The organism is Pseudomonas sp. GM50 (assembly GCF_000282375.1).
In the GTDB taxonomy this organism is placed as follows: Bacteria; Pseudomonadota; Gammaproteobacteria; order Pseudomonadales; family Pseudomonadaceae; genus Aquipseudomonas.
The window spans coordinates 1-14626 of the sequence record NZ_AKJK01000062.1 but is presented as its reverse complement, the minus strand read 5'-3'; the positions used below and the strand labels follow the sequence as shown (position 1 = coordinate 14626).

Below are 14626 nucleotides of genomic sequence, written 5' to 3'. Positions count from 1 at the left end.
AAAAGCATCGCGAGCAGGCTCGCTCCCACAGGGGATTTGTGAACGACACAGATCCAATGTGGGAGCGAGCCTGCTCGCGATGGCGTCCTGCCAGGCACCACAAATCTCAATGCTGGGTCACGATCTCTTCCAGATGATCCATGACCGTCTCCGGCTTGAGCACCAGCACATCGCTTTCCAGCGCATCCAGCACCACTTCTGCCGTATTGCCGATCAACGCCCCCGACAACCCGGTCCGCGCCACCGTGCCGATCACCGTCACCGACGCCCCCAGCTTATGGGCCATGTACGGAATCAACACATCTGCCGGGCCTTCCGCGATATGCAGGTGATCGTCATCAATGTCGAACTCCGCCTGAAAGGCTTTGCACTGCTCGCGATAGCGGGCCTCAATGGTTTCGCTAAGCTGAAACGTCGGGTCGGCCGCCGACAGCATCGGCGACGGGTGAGCGCTGATCACGTGCAAATGGGCCTTGGCCAGGCTGGAGATGTCGTAGCCATGATCGATGATGCTGGCGTGCAAGGTGCGATGTTCGCCGTCGAGGTTGCCGACATCGATGGCCGCCAGGATCACGCCGCCGGTCCAGGGTTTCGAGGTTTTCACCAGCAGCACCGGAGTAGGGCAGTAGCGCAGCAGTTTCCAGTCCGCCGGGGTCAGCAGGGCTTTTTTCAGCGGGCTGTCAGCGAAATGCTGCTTGATCACTAGCCCGCAGCCTTCGGCTTGCTGCACATCGACGATGGTTTCGTGCAGGCTGTCGTTCCAGGCTTGTTCGGTGGTGACGCTATAGCCGTCCTCCAACAGCGCTGCCTTGAGCACGCCGAGCATGCCAGCGTGGTCGTGCTTTTTATCGCAGACCAGCAGGTGCAGATGGGCCTGAGTCACGCCAGCGATCAGTTTGGCCCGTTTGAGCGCCAGGCTTTCCGAGTGTTCGGGTTCGATGACCACCAGGATACTGCGAATGGCTTGCATGATCGGGATCTCCATGAAGATAAAAAACACTGCGTTGGACAACTATAGTTGCTGGTCGGCATTCGGCGACTTGATGCATATCAACGGTTGGCGTCTGGTGGTCTGTCGGCAGGCCGGTATAATCGGCGCCCTTCGTTCTGTACCTTTTATCCGTGAGCCCCATGATCCTTCCCGAAATTCACGAATTCCTTGGCTGCCGCACGCCCGATGGCTGGGTCCAGGCCGCGCTGGCCGATCAGGAAACCCTGCTGATCGACCACAAAAACTGCGAATTCAAGGCGGCCAGCACGGCGTTGAGCCTGATTGCCAAATATCACTCCCACGTCGATCTGATCAACCTGATGTCGCGTCTGGCCCGGGAAGAGCTGGTGCACCACGAACAGGTCATGCGTCTGATGAAAAAGCGCAAGATCGAGCTGCGTCAGCTGTCCGCCGGGCGTTACGCCTCGGGGCTGCGCAAAGTGGTGCGCAGCCATGAACCGGTGAAGCTGGTGGACACGCTGGTGGTCGGCGCCTTCATCGAAGCCCGCAGCTGCGAGCGTTTCGAGGCGTTGGTGCCGCATCTGGATGAAGAACTGGGCAAGTTCTACTTCGGTCTGCTGAAAAGCGAGGCGCGGCATTTTCAGGGTTACCTGAAGCTGGCCTATCAGTACGGTGACGCCAAGGACATTGCCCAGGTGATCGACAAGGTTCGTGATGCCGAGCAGGCGTTGATCGAGTCCCCGGATGTGGAGTTTCGTTTTCACAGTGGGGTGCCAGTCGCCGCATAACCTTGTAGGAGCACGGCTTGCCGGCGAAAGCGTCCTTGAGATCGCCTTCGCGGGCAAGCCTCGCTCCTGCAATTGTTAAAAACTCTTAAAAGAATGAAACATCGCCAAAAACCGGCCCTCATGGCCGGTTTTTGCTGCCTGCGATAACTGTCCCGCCACCGATTGGCGCCATAATGCCGACCACTTCACTCAAGGGTTGGCAAACGGTCGTTATGGATAACCTGGGTTTTGGCAAAGTACTGCTGGTGGAAGATGACGAAAAGCTTGCCGGGCTGATCGCGCATTTCCTCTCACAACATGGTTTTGAGGTCCGCGAGGTGCATCGCGGTGACCTCGCGTTGGCCGCTTTCCTCGAGTTCAAACCGAAAGTTGTCGTACTCGACCTGATGTTGCCGGGCAAGAGCGGCCTGCACGTGTGCCGCGAGATCCGCAGCGTGTCGGACACGCCCATCGTCATCCTCACGGCCAAGGAGGACGACCTCGATCACATCCTCGGCCTGGAGTCCGGTGCCGACGACTACGTGATCAAACCGATAAAACCCCCCGTGCTACTGGCTCGTTTGCGCGCCTTGCAACGCCGTCAGCTGCCGGACAACAACGTGAGCAGCTCGCTGGAGTTCGGCCATTTGAGCATCGACCGCAGTTGCCGCGAAGTGCGCCTGGCGGGCGAGGGTATCGAGCTCACCACCATGGAATTCGAACTGCTGTGGTTGCTGGCCAGCGCCGCCGGCAAGACGCTGTCCCGCGACGATATCCTCAACCGCATGCGCGGTATCGCCTTCGATGGCCTCAACCGCAGCGTCGACGTCTACATCAGCAAGTTGCGCGGCAAACTCAAAGACAACCCGCGCGAGCCGGTGTGCATCAAGACCGTGTGGGGCAAGGGTTACCTGTTCAATCCGTTCGCGTGGGAGTTGTAGATGCTGCGGTTATTTCTCGGGCTGTTTCTGGTGATGACGGTCGGGCTGGTACTGGCGCTGCAAACGGTCGAGCGCACGTTCGATGCGTTGCTTGATCATGAGATGCAGGCCTACAACCAGGAAGCGGTGCGCGGTCAGGCCTGGTCGCTGGCCGAACAGTTGCGCGGCCTGGATGGTCCGGCCCGGGAGCGCCAACTGGAAGCCGTGCGCCCCCACTACGGCTTGGGCCTGACCCTAATCGAGACCGATCAAATGGCCCTGAGTGATCAGGAAAAAGCCGAGCTGGCCCAGGGAATGTTGGTGATTCGCGACAAATACACGCAATTTATCTCCCGAATCGACAGCGGCCCGCAGTTGCTCAGCATCAAGCTGCCAGCCGAGCCGAGTTTGATGCCGTTCTACATTGCAGCGGCTTACCTGATGATCGCGGTGATGATTGGTTTCGTGCTGTTTTTCTGGGTGCGGCCGCACTGGCGAGATCTGGAGAAACTGCGTCTGGCGGCCGAGCGATTCGGCGATAACGATTTGTCGTCGCGGATCCAGCTGTCCAAGCGATCGAACATTCGCGACCTGGCCGAACACTTCAACCTGATGGCGGCGCGCATCGAGGGCCTGATCGCCAATCAGCGAGAGCTGACCAACGCGGTGTCCCACGAACTGCGTACGCCGATTGCGCGATTGTCGTTCGAACTCGATCAACTCAAGCAACAAACCGATCCGACCCAGAATCGCGAACTGATCGCCGACATGTATGCCGACCTCAGTGAACTGGAAGAGATGGTTTCCGAGCTGCTGACATACGCCAGCCTTGAGCGCGGCGCCACGGTGATTGCCCGGGAGAATATTCAGGCCAGCCACTGGCTCGACAGCGTGGTTGGCAGCGTGGCGCTGGAGGCCGAGGCCGCCGGGGTGCAACTGCTGATTGTCGAATGTCAGGTGGATCAGGTCCGCATCGAACCGCGTTTCATGGCCCGCGCGGTGATCAATTTGCTGCGCAATGCCATTCGCTATGCCGACGAGCGGGTGGAAGTGTCGTTGGTGCGCACCGGCGATCATTACGAAGTGCGGGTCAACGATGACGGGCCGGGCGTGCCGCTGGACGGGCGGGAGAAAATCTTCGAGCCGTTCTCGCGCCTGGACGCCAGCCGCGACCGCCGCACCGGTGGTTTTGGCCTGGGGCTGGCGCTGGTGCGACGGGTGTCGCAATCCCATGGCGGGCAAGTGGAAGTGGCGGATTCGCCGTGGGGCGGGGCGTCGTTTCGCATGACCTGGGCGCATGTCGATTAGCTGTGGCGTTCTTGTGGACGCCTTCGCGGGCAAGCCTCGCTCCTACAGAGTTTTGTGAACGACACATCACCGTAGGAGCGAGGCTTGCCCGCGAAGGGGCCATCAGCAACACCATCTCTTCAAAAGGTATAAACCACCTGCCCAACCAACGACGTCTGCATCCTTTGACAGCTTTGTCGGGAAACTGTCAAAGACTGTAAAGCGACCTAACGGCTCAAACCCAGGCGCTCATGCCATTGGGCGATGGATTCCTCTGGATAGACGTCGAACTGTTGGTCGCCCGGATGCGCCTCGACTTCTACCCATGGCGCTTTGGAGCCGAGCATCAGATGCGTGTGTTCCAGTGGTATCGGCAACGGGGTGTCGATGGCCGAGGCAAACGGGTGAATCAATTCCGGCCACTCAGGGCTGAACAGCCATAATCCCGAGCCGCAAAGGGAACAGAAATGCCGCTCGGCGGTGCTGCGGCGGGCGCGTTTTTCACCTTCTTCCTTGAGTCGCGCGTGGTAAATCGAGATGTGCTTGCGGCCGCGTACCTTCAGGCTCTCGGCATCGCCCCCCAGGTTGATCGTATAACCGCCACCGCCCTGGGTCTTGCGACAGATGGAGCAATAGCAGCGTTGATAAGGGTAGGGATTGGCGCTGGTCAGGCTGAACGACACCGCGCCGCAATGGCAGGAGCCTTCGAGCTGCATGGGGATCTCCGCTGGGGTTTTGGTCTACTCCAGTCAGACTAGACTGTCGGAGTTCCTTGACTTGAATTTATGCTGGATGTGCCGGCGCTATCGCGAGCAGGCTCGCTCCCACATTGGATCTCCAGTGTTCACAAATAATGTGTTCGCAGAAAGTCCCCTGTGGGAGCGAGCCTGCTCGCGATGAACGATAACGCGGTCTACCGGCTGGGCACCCGCCACAAGTACCACGCCGCCACCGTCCGATAAGGGCGCCACGCCAACCCTATTTCAATCATCTGCTTACGCGTCGGCTGTACCTCCAACCCCTTCAGCCGCCGATAACCCTCACGCACGCCAAAGTCATCGGCCGGTAAAATGTCCGGCCGCTCCAGGCTGTAGATCAGCAGCATTTCCACCGTCCAGCGACCCACCCCACGCAAGGTAATCAAGCGCTCGATCAACGCTTCATCGTCCATGGCCAGGGCCGTGGCGTAATCCGGCACCACGCCGTCCAGAGCCGCCTGGGCGATGCCCTGAATGGTCGCGATCTTGCTGGCGGAAAACCCGCAACCGCGCATCTGTTCGAAGTCGGTTGCCAGAATCTGCTCGGGCCTTGGGAAGGTGATTGAAGGAAACAACGCCAGCAGCCGGCCGACAATCGCATCGCCGGCCTTTGCGTGCAGTTGCTGATAGGCAATCGCCCGTACCAGCGATTCGTAAGGGTCGCGAGCCGCATGGGGCTGATGCAGGCAGGGGCCGATGGCGTTGATATGGCGTTGCCAGTCGGCATCGAGGGCCGAGAGAAATTCGCTGGCCAGTTGGTAGGTATCGGGCATGGAGCATCCTGAAGCGCGGGTGACTGCGGGGGAGATTAGCCCTCACCCCGCAGCGCCGCACTCCATTGCTTGCGGTCAAATTTTTCCGGAGGAGGCCAGCAGGGCGTTCACTTGGCCATAAGTGAAGGCCTTGAGGTCGCTGCTATCGAGTTTTCCGGTTTCCAGAAAGCTTTTGGCCACCGACGCCATGGCGCCGTAGAGGAACTCGGCGATGCTCGAGCCGGCGCTCAAACGGCGCACGCCGAGGGCTTGCAGTTCTTCAGGAGAAGGCAGGCTCGCGAAACCGAGCACGTTCACCGGCAGCGTCGTGCCATGGCACAGCGCTTCGATCTCATACGCCGCCGTGACACCCGCCGCAAACAACCCATCGGCACCGGCGGCCTGATACAACGCCGCCCGTTTGAGTGTTTCTGCGACGCGATCTTCGGCCGGTACCAAGCCCTTGAGATACACGTCGGTGCGAGCGTTGATAAACAGCTTCACACCCCGGCGATCGGCGACCTGGCGAGCGATTTCGATTTTGCGGGCCAGCAGGTCGGGCGGCGAAGCACCGTCCTCGATATTGATCCCCACGGCACCGGCGGCGATGACGGCGTCGATCACTTCCGCGACTCGCCCCAGGTCATCGGAATAACCGGCCTCAATGTCCACGGTCAACGGCACCGTGATGACTCGGGCGATGGATTCAACGGTGGAAACGAGACGTTCAAGCGGCAAGGTATTGCCATCCGGGTAACCGTGAACCCAAGCCACCGCCGCGCTGCTGGTGGCGACGGCCTTGCTGCCCAGCTGTTCCACCAATCGCGCCCCGGTGGCATCGGCGACGTTGGTCAAAATCAGCAGGCCGCTCTGGTGCAGTTGGTGGAATTGATTGTCGAGTGTGTCCATCGAATGTCCTTCCTTATGACTTTCTGAAAAGAAATGGCGGCGTGATCAGAACGCGAGTTGTTCGGTGATTTGCACCGCGGCGCTTTCCAGCCTGAGCAGAAACGCCTTGCGCGGTTGTCCTCCACCATAGCCGGTCAACGAGCCGTCTGCACCGATCACCCGGTGACAGGGCAGGATAATCGCCAAGCGGTTTTGTCCGTTGGCCAGGCCCACGGCGCGACTGGCGCCGGGCTTGCCCAACTGCGCGGCGATGGCGCCATAAGTAGTGGTCTGGCCGTACGGAATCCTCATCAGCTCGGCCCACACTTGCCGGGCGAAAGCGCTGCCGGGCAGGTGCAGTGGCACGTTGAATTCGGTCCGTTTGCCGGCGAAGTATTGCGCCAGTTCTGCTTCGATTTGCTGCAAATGCCCGTTGTGTCCGGGTGCCACGGCGTAGCCATAACGGTTGTGCAATTCTTCGATTTCCTTGGTCAGTGCCGGTCGATCGAGAAACTCCAACAGCACCAGCCCACGCTGTTCGGCCATGGCGATCATCGGCCCCAGTGGTGTGGTCAGCCGAGTGAACAGCAGTGGCTCGCTGTGGGCGGCGCGGCCGGGCGTGATATGGAACGACTTTTGAAACGCATCACGAAAGCCGCTAAGGGATTCGTAGCCGGAGTCGAACGCCGCGTTGTCGATGGACGCGCCCTGTTTGATGCCACCCAGGGCGATGCCCAGGCGCCGGCTGCGCAGCCAGGCGTGAAAGGTCATGCCGAAATGCTGCTTGAACCAGCGGCGCAGTTTCAGCGGCTCGATGCCCTCGGCCAGCAACTGGGCATCGGTCCAGCGCAGGTCGGGGTCGGCGTCCACGGATTTGAGCAGTCGCTGCACCCAGTCCGGCGCGATGGCCGCGGCGTCCAGTGGCTTGCAACGCAGACAGGCCCGATAGCCCGCCGACATCGCCTCATCGGCATGAGCGAAAAACTCGACATTTTCCGGCTTTGGTTTGCGCGCCGTACAGCCGGGGCGGCAGAAAATGCCAGTGGTTTTGACCGCGGTAAAGAACACCCCCTCGTAGGCGGTGTCGCGTTCGAGCATGGCGCGAACCATCTCGGCGTGGGGCGGAAGCACAGCGTTTTGTAGGTTCATGGGCTGAGCATATGCTGCGTCGCCCGGCGCCTCCACCGGAAAATCGACAGTGAATTTTTAGGGGCCTGAGCTACAGTCATCGGGTCACCGATAATCCTGTAAACGTTATTTTCAGGAATCATCCTATGCAACCGTTCACGATCAAACACATCGATCACATCGTCCTGCGCGTCAAGGATCTGGAACGAAGCATCATTTTTTACGGCGAGGTACTCGGCGCCGAACTGGTCAAGCGCCGTGACGATCTGGGCCTGGTGCATTTGCGTGCGGGCACCTCGATGATCGACCTTGTCGACATCCAGGGCGAACTCGGCCGCAAGGGCGGTGCTGCCCCTGGCCGCGAACAGCGCAACGTCGATCACTTCTGCCTGCGGATCGAACCGTTCGACGAGGAAGCGCTGGTCAGTCACTTGCAGTCCTTTGGCCTTACCCCCGAGAAAGCCGCCGTGCGTTTCGGCGCCGAAGGCCACGGGCTGTCGATCTATTGCTTCGATCCGGACGGCAATCAGGTCGAACTGAAAGGGCCGTCCGAAGGGTAAGGATCACGCCCGTTTCGCCATCAACAACACCGAAGCCGCTGCCGACAACAATCCCGCGCAGCAACGGTTGAATAGCCGCTTGCCCCGTGGTTCGGCGAACCAGCGGCGCATGTGCAGGCCCATATAGGCGTAGGCGCTGATGGCGATCCATTCCAGCATCAGGAACAACGCGCCGAGCACCACGAATTGCGCGGCAATCGGCCGAGTCGGGTCGACGAACTGCGGCAGGAAGGCGGTGAACAGCAAGATAGCCTTGGGATTACCCGCCGCTACAAGAAACTCCTGCCGCGCCAGCGCGACAATTCCAATTGGCACGCCGCTCACAACCTGCTCGGTCTCGGGATTGGCGCGCCACAGTTGCCAGGCCAGGTACAACAGGTAAGCGGCGCCGACGATCTTGATCGCATAAAACAGCCATTCCGAGGTTTGCAGCACCACCGACAACCCGGCGGCGGCCAGGGCGATCATCCCGGCAAACGCCAGCAAACGACCGACGCCGGCCACACAGGCGCGACGATAGCCATAACGGGTAGCGTTGCTGACCGACAGCAGATTGTTCGGGCCGGGGGCCATGTTCAAGGCGAAGCAGGCCGGGAGGAACAGGGTGAGGGTGGCGAGGTCCATGACGACGGCTCCGGTAACGAGAGCGGTATTTTTATCATGAGTGACGAGTGGGCCGGCCCATACAGCGGTGAGCGCAAATCGCCGTACACTTGCGTTGGCTTGGTTAAGGCATGCGCAATCCATGTAGGAGCCAGGCTTGCCGGCGAAGGCGTCCTTAAGAGCGCCTTCGCCGGCAAGCCTGGCTCCTACAAGGGATCTCCTTCGTCATTCAGGTTGGGATCAGAGAGAAAAACAGGGGACAGACCACGATTGCCCGGCATTTGCCTTGAATCGTGGTCTGTCCCCTTTTAATGCGATCAACCGGAAATACGCGCTATTTGATCTGCACAATCACCGGACCTTCCGTCACGATCGGCGGGTTTGCATGAATATTCGAGGCATTTTTCTGAATCCAGTCGCGCGCGACTTTCAAGCTCGCATCGCTGCCGGCCTTGTCCGTGCAAACAGTCACCGCCGTACCGCCATCACCCGTGTTCAGCAGTGTGTAGCTTACCAAGCCTGGCACTGTCCGCAGGGTAGCTTCGACGTCGGCCTTGCGCTCTTCTAGAAGATCGAAAAGCTGTTTTGCTCCAGCACCCAAGTAGGTTCTTATAACCGCATACATGGTCGTCTCCTTTAGGAGTTACCGTCTTGATGCCAATCCAGTTCCGCTAATGGCCGCTATCACTCAGGTTTCAGTGCGTCCCGATTTAATCAGCTTAGCCAAACGCCCGGCGGCGAGCGAAATGCAACGACCACCGGCCACTTTTGGCCGAGAGCGAACTGGACTGCGGCGGTATCAGGGCAGCGATGTGACTTATGTTGTGGTCAACGCGCCTTGAGTCGGAGCAGTGGGCAAGCGTAACGAGGCACTTTCCAGGGTTTTCCAGAGATTGCGCATCGTCGGATTCTGATTGGCGATTGCGCAGTACGATCGGATTTCCAGACGCGTACTCCATTCCTCGCCACCCGCCCTGACCAATAGCCCTCGCTCCATTTCGTCGATGACTGCGCTTTGTGGCAACCAGGCTACGCCGTAGCCCTCGATAGCCATGCGCATCAGCAGCATCGCCATATCCGCTTCATAACAGCGCTCCAGCGCGACCGGTGCAGGGCCGTTCTTGATAACGATGTCAGCAACGCGACCAAGAAAAGTCGTTGCGGTGTAGGCGAGATAGGGGACCGGCTTGCCGGAGCTGCCGGGTAAGCGGAACAGCGGTTCGCCTCTGTCGTTTGCCGCGCATAAGGGGATGAAAGCATCGTGCCCGAGCGTCAGGCTGCCGAAACGCTCAGGGTTCAGCAGGATAGGTGCAAGAGGGTGGTGATAGACCATCATCAAATCGCAACTGCCTTCCTCTAACGCAATGACGGCATCATGAATATTGGCGGCGACCACCCGTGCATTGAACTGCTCATTATGTTGCTGGAACTGCGAGAGCCATTTAGGAAGAAAGGTCATCGAGAGGCTGTGGCCAGCCGTGACCTGGATGGATCGTCCCGGCATCCGCTCCACCTCGCGCAACGTTGAGCGCAATCTCAGTAACCCTGCCAGCGCCTCTCTGCTTTCTTCACAGAAAGTCACTCCGGCAGCTGTGAGCTGGACGGGATAGGTGCCACGGTCCACAAGCTCGACGCCGACCCATTCCTCAAGTGACCGAATACGGCGTGACAGCGCCGACTGCGTCACACACCGGACCTCAGCCGCGCGCGAGAAATTTTTCAGTTCGGCGATCGCTAGAAGATCATCCAGCCATTTGATTTGCATATCGTGATCTCCCGCTGTGAGAACGTCATTTTACGTTGGAATCGCCCGGCCAATGCGGCTGTTAACCAACTATTCCAAAAGCGCATAGGCCTAGCAGGATTACTCATCATGCCCGGTCGATCCGATCCTTAGAATCAGCACAGCATCAATGCCCCTCAGAGCATTGGGCGAATCAAATTGACCCTGCCAAGTAAAAAAATCCAATAACTACTTGAGGACAGCTCCGTGAAGAAAAATAAGCTTCCACGTCGAATTGCGATTGGCATTGTGCTGGGCGTGCTTGTGGGTTGGGCGTGTCACCATTTCGCAGGAAGCGAGCAAAGTGCCAAAGAAATTGCGGCTTACTTTTCGATGGTCACCGACATTTTCCTGCGCTTGATCAAAATGATCATCGCCCCGCTGGTATTTGCGACGCTGGTCGGTGGTATTGCCAGCATGGGCAACTCTCGTTCCGTTGGACGGATCGGCATGCGGGCGATGGCGTGGTTCGTGACGGCTTCAGTCATCTCTCTCATGATCGGGATGGGGCTGGTTAACCTGTTTCAACCAGGGGCCGGATTGAATATGGAGGTTGTTCAGCATGCAACCGCCGCCGTGCCAGTCAACACGGGCGATTTCAGCCTCAAGACCTTCATCAGCCATGTGTTCCCTCGCAGTATTGCCGAGGCCATGGCTAACAACGAGATCCTGCAAATTGTGGTTTTTTCGCTGTTCTTCGGATTCGCCTTGGCAGGTGTCAAACGCGCTGGTTACACGAAGATAACGGACTCCATCGAGGAGTTGGCAAAGGTGATGTTCAAGATCACCGACTACGTGATGGCTTTTGCGCCGATTGGTGTTTTCGCCGCCATCGCGTCTGCCATTACTACCCAAGGTCTTGGGTTGCTCGTCGATTACGGCAAGCTGATTGCAGAGTTTTACCTGGGGATTGCCATCCTTTGGGCCGTGTTGTTCGGCGCAGGCTATGTGTTCCTCGGACGATCGGTTTTTGACCTCGGCAAGCTTATTCGCGAGCCGATCCTCTTGGCGTTTTCGACCGCCAGCAGCGAGTCCGCTTACCCCAAAACGATTGAGGCTCTGGAGAAGTTCGGCGCTCCAAAACGGGTGTCCAGCTTCGTGTTGCCCCTGGGTTACTCGTTCAACCTTGACGGTTCGATGATGTACCAGGCGTTTGCCATCATGTTCATTGCCCAGGCGTACAACATCGACCTCAGTTTTACCCAGCAACTGCTGATTCTTTTAACGTTGATGGTCACCAGCAAGGGCATGGCGGGTGTGGCACGTGCCTCCGTCGTCGTAGTCGCTGCGACGCTGCCGATGTTCAATCTTCCTGAAGCAGGCCTGCTGCTGATCATCGGCATTGACCAGTTTCTGGACATGGCTCGCACAGCCACCAACGTTGTGGGCAACAGTATCGCAACGGCCGTCGTCGCCAAATCCGAACCCCATGAAGAACCCGTGGAGGAGGGCGAAGCACAGGCTCCAGTGCGGTCTCGATCCGAACCGGTTTCGGTTGCTTGAGGAGTTGCGTCATGAAGGTTAAAGCGAAGTCGACCAACAAGGCTTCTGTTGTCCGTAAGCTGGGTATTGTCGGTGGGCTTGGGTCACTGGCCGGGGGCGATCTGTTCTATAAATTGGTCAAGTCCAGAGCGGTGTTGGAGGACCAGGGCCGATACCATTTCCTGTTTGAGCAGCACCCTTTCAAGGACGTGCTGCTGCCCCTGGACAGCGGAGCGAGCATGACTTCGCGCAAGTTCTATGTGTTCCAGGTGTGCAAGTCGTTCGAGGAAAGTGGCTTCGATGCCGTGATGCTTCCATGCTTCGCTAGCCATACCTTCCGCGCTGAAATTCAGGAGGAGCTTGGCATTCCGGTGTTGGACATGATGGCCGCTTTGGCCCGGCACGTTAGCCACGTAGTCGAGCCGCAAACGACCTTGGGTGTCATCGCCTCCGATTTTGTCCGTCATTGCGGATTGTTCGAACGACATTTCGAAAAGGATTTCAAGATTGTTTATCCGGATCCAGAAGCGCAATTGGCGTTGATGGAGGCCATGTACGGCCTGAGCGGCATCAAGGACGGCCATCTGGAAGGCGTGCCTCTTGAAGCGGTTTACCAGGCTTGCCTCTCCTTGCAGGCGCAGGGAGCCACGGTGATCTTGCCCGGCATGACAGAGCTTTCGCTGGTCTGTGCTGACCTGCAGCGTCGAGGGGTTGCCGTCCTGGACATCAATGAGATCTACGCGAACTTCGCCACGCTAGAGAGCGGACAGCCCAGGCGTCCCCCTTTCAAACTGGGCATTCTGGGCGGCGTCGGGCCTGCCGCCACCGTGGATTTCATGGGCAAAGTGGTCGCCCATACGTCTGCGGGGAAGGATCAGGAACATATCAAAATGGTGGTCGAGCAAAACCCGCAAATACCGGACCGAACGGCCAGTCTGCTACGAGATGAAACGGATCCCACGATGGCGATGTATGCGACCTGCAAGCGACTCGAAAGCGCGGGCGCAAACGCCATCGCGATACCCTGCAACACCGCCCATGCTTTCGTCGAACGGATTCAGACGCACCTGAGGGTACCCATCGTGAACATGCTGACCGAGACGGTGGAATGGATCGTGCACAAATATGGTTCGGGTAAGGCGATCGGTCTTTTGGCGACATCCGGTACCGTGCAAAGCCAGGTTTATCACCAGGCCGCACGCCGCGCCGGGCTGCAAATCCTCACGCCTGGCGTCGATTATCAAACGATGGTCATGGACGCCATCTATGGACCGCGAGGCATCAAGGCCGGATTTACCCAAGGGCTCTGCAAAGAGCAACTGCTGCTGGCGGCCGAACACCTGTGTGAGTTGGGGGCGGGGGTTCTGATCCTGGGGTGCACGGAATTGCCCTTGGTGCTCGACCATTGCGAGGCGTTTGAAATCAATGGGCACACCGTGGCCATTGTTGACCCCACCACGATCCTGGCGTTGAAGTGCATAGAGTTGGCAGACAAGAACCCGTCAAGCCAACGAGCTATCTGAAGCGCTCAAGTGAGCGTTGAGCAAGCGCCAGGCAATGAGGCCTGACATCAAACAAGCGCTCCCATACACCCCAATTCTCCATAGGAGCTGCCGCAGGCGGTGATCTTTTGGTGCGGCAGCTCCTACGGGGGATCTCCTTATCAAGCGAGACGCGGTGCTTCAACAGGCGGGGTGCCGTCGTGAAACATTGTCTTCAATTGAGCACGCAGTTCCGGCGAATCGGTGTGCTTGTGAACGCTGACCGCATGCTGTGCGGCAGCTTCGAGCAGTTCGTTTTCAGAGTCTGCGGACAGCGCGACCGAGCATTTGGAATCGCTTGGAAACTCGCGGCAGTCGATGTATTTACGCGCCATGATCTTCTCCTCCCTACGACGAAGGCAGGCCGTGGCCTGCGTGAACGATCACTCGACGCGCCACCCCATACATCAAACACGATTGCATGCCGCTTCGAGTGTGCCAACTCTTGAAGTATAGGCCCCGACAGGCTTGCAATGACGCAGAGGGGAGTTTTCTTCAATACGTCGCTCGGGCGGCTCTTTACCTTGAGGCCTGGTTCAACTGAATTGAAGAAGGTATGCAATGAGTCTGGTTCTTTCCATGGCCGCGTTTGCGCTGGCCGCTTCCATTACCCCCGGTCCGGTGAACATCGTAGCGTTGAGCTCCGGAGCGCAGTTCGGCTTTCGCGCCAGTCAGCGGCATGTAGCCGGGGCGACCCTGGGGTTCGTGCTGCTGTTGGTGTTGATGGGGTTGGGGCTGCATGAACTGCTGAAACTGTGGCCGTTGATGACCCGGGTGGTGCAATTGGCTGGCGTGGCGTTTCTGTTGTTCATGGCTTTCAAATTGGCCACTGATAATGGTCAGCTCGATGCCAAGGAGTCAGGTCGGGCGCCGTCGATGCTGTATGGCGCGGTGATGCAGTGGCTCAACCCGAAAGCCTGGCTGGCATGCGTGGCGGGGATGGGCGCGTTTGTCGCCGATGGCGAAGCGCGGTTGGTTTGGCAGTTCGCCGCGGTGTATCTGGTGATCTGCTACCTGTCGGTGGGTTGCTGGGCGTATGCCGGGACGTTTTTGCGCGGCTATCTGAGTAACCCGGCGGGGATGCGCCTGTTCAATCGGGTCATGGCGTTGTTGCTGGCGGTGAGTGCGGGGTATTTGCTGTTGCCGTAGCTTAAGGGGGCTGCATAAATTTTATTGCGATTGAGTTCCCCTGTGGGAGCGAGCCT

The 14626-nt window shown here is 58.8% G+C and carries 16 protein-coding genes; 7 read left to right on the top strand and 9 right to left on the bottom strand.

Annotated features, from left to right (window positions below; genetic code table 11):
- Positions 1-106 precede the first annotated feature (106 nt).
- Positions 107-970: a universal stress protein gene (locus PMI30_RS13770; protein WP_008010273.1), complete on the bottom strand. Its 864-nt coding sequence runs from the start codon at positions 968-970 to the stop codon at positions 107-109.
- A 161-nt stretch (positions 971-1131) separates the two neighbouring features.
- On the opposite strand from PMI30_RS13770, the gene PMI30_RS13775 reads away from it, so the two are divergent.
- The 3 genes from PMI30_RS13775 (at position 1132) to PMI30_RS13785 (ending at position 3947) form a co-directional block, all read left to right on the top strand.
- A complete protein-coding gene (locus PMI30_RS13775; protein ID WP_008010271.1) occupies positions 1132-1740 on the top strand; it encodes a tRNA-(ms[2]io[6]A)-hydroxylase in 609 nt (202 codons plus the stop codon).
- Positions 1741-1952: 212 nt separating this feature from the next.
- Positions 1953-2660 (top strand): winged helix-turn-helix domain-containing protein, encoded by a 708-nt coding sequence (locus tag PMI30_RS13780; RefSeq protein WP_032835520.1) that lies wholly within the window; start codon positions 1953-1955, stop codon positions 2658-2660.
- Positions 2661-3947, top strand: coding sequence for an ATP-binding protein (locus tag PMI30_RS13785; protein WP_008010265.1), 1287 nt, complete (start codon positions 2661-2663; stop codon positions 3945-3947). It abuts the gene before it with no gap.
- Between the two features lie 206 nt (positions 3948-4153).
- On the opposite strand, the gene PMI30_RS13790 is transcribed toward PMI30_RS13785, so the two are convergent.
- The 4 genes from PMI30_RS13790 to PMI30_RS13805 all read right to left on the bottom strand — a co-directional run bounded on the left by PMI30_RS13790 (position 4154) and on the right by PMI30_RS13805 (position 7473).
- The gene (locus PMI30_RS13790; RefSeq protein WP_008010263.1) at positions 4154-4642 is read right to left on the bottom strand and encodes a GFA family protein; all 489 of its coding nucleotides are present in this window, start codon (positions 4640-4642) and stop codon (positions 4154-4156) included.
- Positions 4643-4839: 197 nt separating this feature from the next.
- Positions 4840-5457: a DNA-3-methyladenine glycosylase family protein gene (locus PMI30_RS13795; protein ID WP_008010261.1), complete on the bottom strand. Its 618-nt coding sequence runs from the start codon at positions 5455-5457 to the stop codon at positions 4840-4842.
- Between the two features lie 75 nt (positions 5458-5532).
- Entirely contained in the window at positions 5533-6345 is an 813-nt protein-coding gene (locus tag PMI30_RS13800; RefSeq protein ID WP_008010259.1) for an isocitrate lyase/PEP mutase family protein, read from the bottom strand.
- 45 nt (positions 6346-6390) lie between these two features.
- Positions 6391-7473, bottom strand: coding sequence for a bifunctional transcriptional activator/DNA repair enzyme AdaA (locus PMI30_RS13805; protein WP_032835517.1), 1083 nt, complete (start codon positions 7471-7473; stop codon positions 6391-6393).
- 125 nt (positions 7474-7598) lie between these two features.
- On the opposite strand from PMI30_RS13805, the gene PMI30_RS13810 reads away from it, so the two are divergent.
- Entirely contained in the window at positions 7599-8012 is a 414-nt protein-coding gene (locus tag PMI30_RS13810; RefSeq protein WP_008010255.1) for a VOC family protein, read from the top strand.
- Between the two features lie 3 nt (positions 8013-8015).
- Here PMI30_RS13810 and PMI30_RS13815 read toward each other — a convergent pair whose 3' ends face one another.
- From PMI30_RS13815 to PMI30_RS13825, 3 genes are all read right to left on the bottom strand, one after another.
- Positions 8016-8636, bottom strand: coding sequence for a LysE family translocator (locus PMI30_RS13815; RefSeq protein ID WP_008010254.1), 621 nt, complete (start codon positions 8634-8636; stop codon positions 8016-8018).
- Between the two features lie 313 nt (positions 8637-8949).
- Positions 8950-9240 carry a hypothetical protein gene (locus PMI30_RS13820; RefSeq protein WP_007906938.1) on the bottom strand — a complete coding sequence of 97 codons (291 nt, stop codon included), beginning with the start codon at positions 9238-9240 and terminating at the stop codon, positions 8950-8952.
- A 192-nt stretch (positions 9241-9432) separates the two neighbouring features.
- The gene (locus tag PMI30_RS13825) at positions 9433-10380 is read right to left on the bottom strand and encodes a LysR family transcriptional regulator (RefSeq protein WP_007906936.1); all 948 of its coding nucleotides are present in this window, start codon (positions 10378-10380) and stop codon (positions 9433-9435) included.
- A gap of 225 nt (positions 10381-10605) precedes the next feature.
- On the opposite strand from PMI30_RS13825, the gene PMI30_RS13830 reads away from it, so the two are divergent.
- Together PMI30_RS13830 and PMI30_RS13835 are read left to right on the top strand one after the other, a co-directional pair.
- Positions 10606-11901: a dicarboxylate/amino acid:cation symporter gene (locus PMI30_RS13830; protein ID WP_008010252.1), complete on the top strand. Its 1296-nt coding sequence runs from the start codon at positions 10606-10608 to the stop codon at positions 11899-11901.
- 11 nt (positions 11902-11912) lie between these two features.
- Entirely contained in the window at positions 11913-13403 is a 1491-nt protein-coding gene (locus PMI30_RS13835) for an amino acid racemase (protein WP_008010249.1), read from the top strand.
- A 140-nt stretch (positions 13404-13543) separates the two neighbouring features.
- Here PMI30_RS13835 and PMI30_RS13840 read toward each other — a convergent pair whose 3' ends face one another.
- On the bottom strand, positions 13544-13756 hold the full coding sequence (locus tag PMI30_RS13840) for a DUF1059 domain-containing protein (protein ID WP_007906931.1): 213 nt from the start codon (positions 13754-13756) through the stop codon (positions 13544-13546).
- 226 nt (positions 13757-13982) lie between these two features.
- Between PMI30_RS13840 and PMI30_RS13845 the strand changes: the two genes are divergently transcribed.
- The gene (locus PMI30_RS13845; protein WP_008010246.1) at positions 13983-14570 is read left to right on the top strand and encodes a LysE family translocator; all 588 of its coding nucleotides are present in this window, start codon (positions 13983-13985) and stop codon (positions 14568-14570) included.
- Positions 14571-14626: the final 56 nt, after the last annotated feature.

Bases quoted from the DNA above. Each gene is read 5' to 3' on its own strand.
- PMI30_RS13770 (WP_008010273.1), bottom strand. From the start codon at position 970: ATGCAAGCCATTCGCAGTATCCTGGTGGTCATCGAACCCGAACACTCG.
- PMI30_RS13775 (WP_008010271.1), top strand. From the start codon at position 1,132: ATGATCCTTCCCGAAATTCACGAATTCCTTGGCTGCCGCACGCCCGAT.
- PMI30_RS13780 (WP_032835520.1), top strand. From the start codon at position 1,953: ATGGATAACCTGGGTTTTGGCAAAGTACTGCTGGTGGAAGATGACGAA.
- PMI30_RS13785 (WP_008010265.1), top strand. From the start codon at position 2,661: ATGCTGCGGTTATTTCTCGGGCTGTTTCTGGTGATGACGGTCGGGCTG.
- PMI30_RS13790 (WP_008010263.1), bottom strand. From the start codon at position 4,642: ATGCAGCTCGAAGGCTCCTGCCATTGCGGCGCGGTGTCGTTCAGCCTG.
- PMI30_RS13795 (WP_008010261.1), bottom strand. From the start codon at position 5,457: ATGCCCGATACCTACCAACTGGCCAGCGAATTTCTCTCGGCCCTCGAT.
- PMI30_RS13800 (WP_008010259.1), bottom strand. From the start codon at position 6,345: ATGGACACACTCGACAATCAATTCCACCAACTGCACCAGAGCGGCCTG.
- PMI30_RS13805 (WP_032835517.1), bottom strand. From the start codon at position 7,473: ATGAACCTACAAAACGCTGTGCTTCCGCCCCACGCCGAGATGGTTCGC.
- PMI30_RS13810 (WP_008010255.1), top strand. From the start codon at position 7,599: ATGCAACCGTTCACGATCAAACACATCGATCACATCGTCCTGCGCGTC.
- PMI30_RS13815 (WP_008010254.1), bottom strand. From the start codon at position 8,636: ATGGACCTCGCCACCCTCACCCTGTTCCTCCCGGCCTGCTTCGCCTTG.
- PMI30_RS13820 (WP_007906938.1), bottom strand. From the start codon at position 9,240: ATGTATGCGGTTATAAGAACCTACTTGGGTGCTGGAGCAAAACAGCTT.
- PMI30_RS13825 (WP_007906936.1), bottom strand. From the start codon at position 10,380: ATGCAAATCAAATGGCTGGATGATCTTCTAGCGATCGCCGAACTGAAA.
- PMI30_RS13835 (WP_008010249.1), top strand. From the start codon at position 11,913: ATGAAGGTTAAAGCGAAGTCGACCAACAAGGCTTCTGTTGTCCGTAAG.
- PMI30_RS13840 (WP_007906931.1), bottom strand. From the start codon at position 13,756: ATGGCGCGTAAATACATCGACTGCCGCGAGTTTCCAAGCGATTCCAAA.
- PMI30_RS13845 (WP_008010246.1), top strand. From the start codon at position 13,983: ATGAGTCTGGTTCTTTCCATGGCCGCGTTTGCGCTGGCCGCTTCCATT.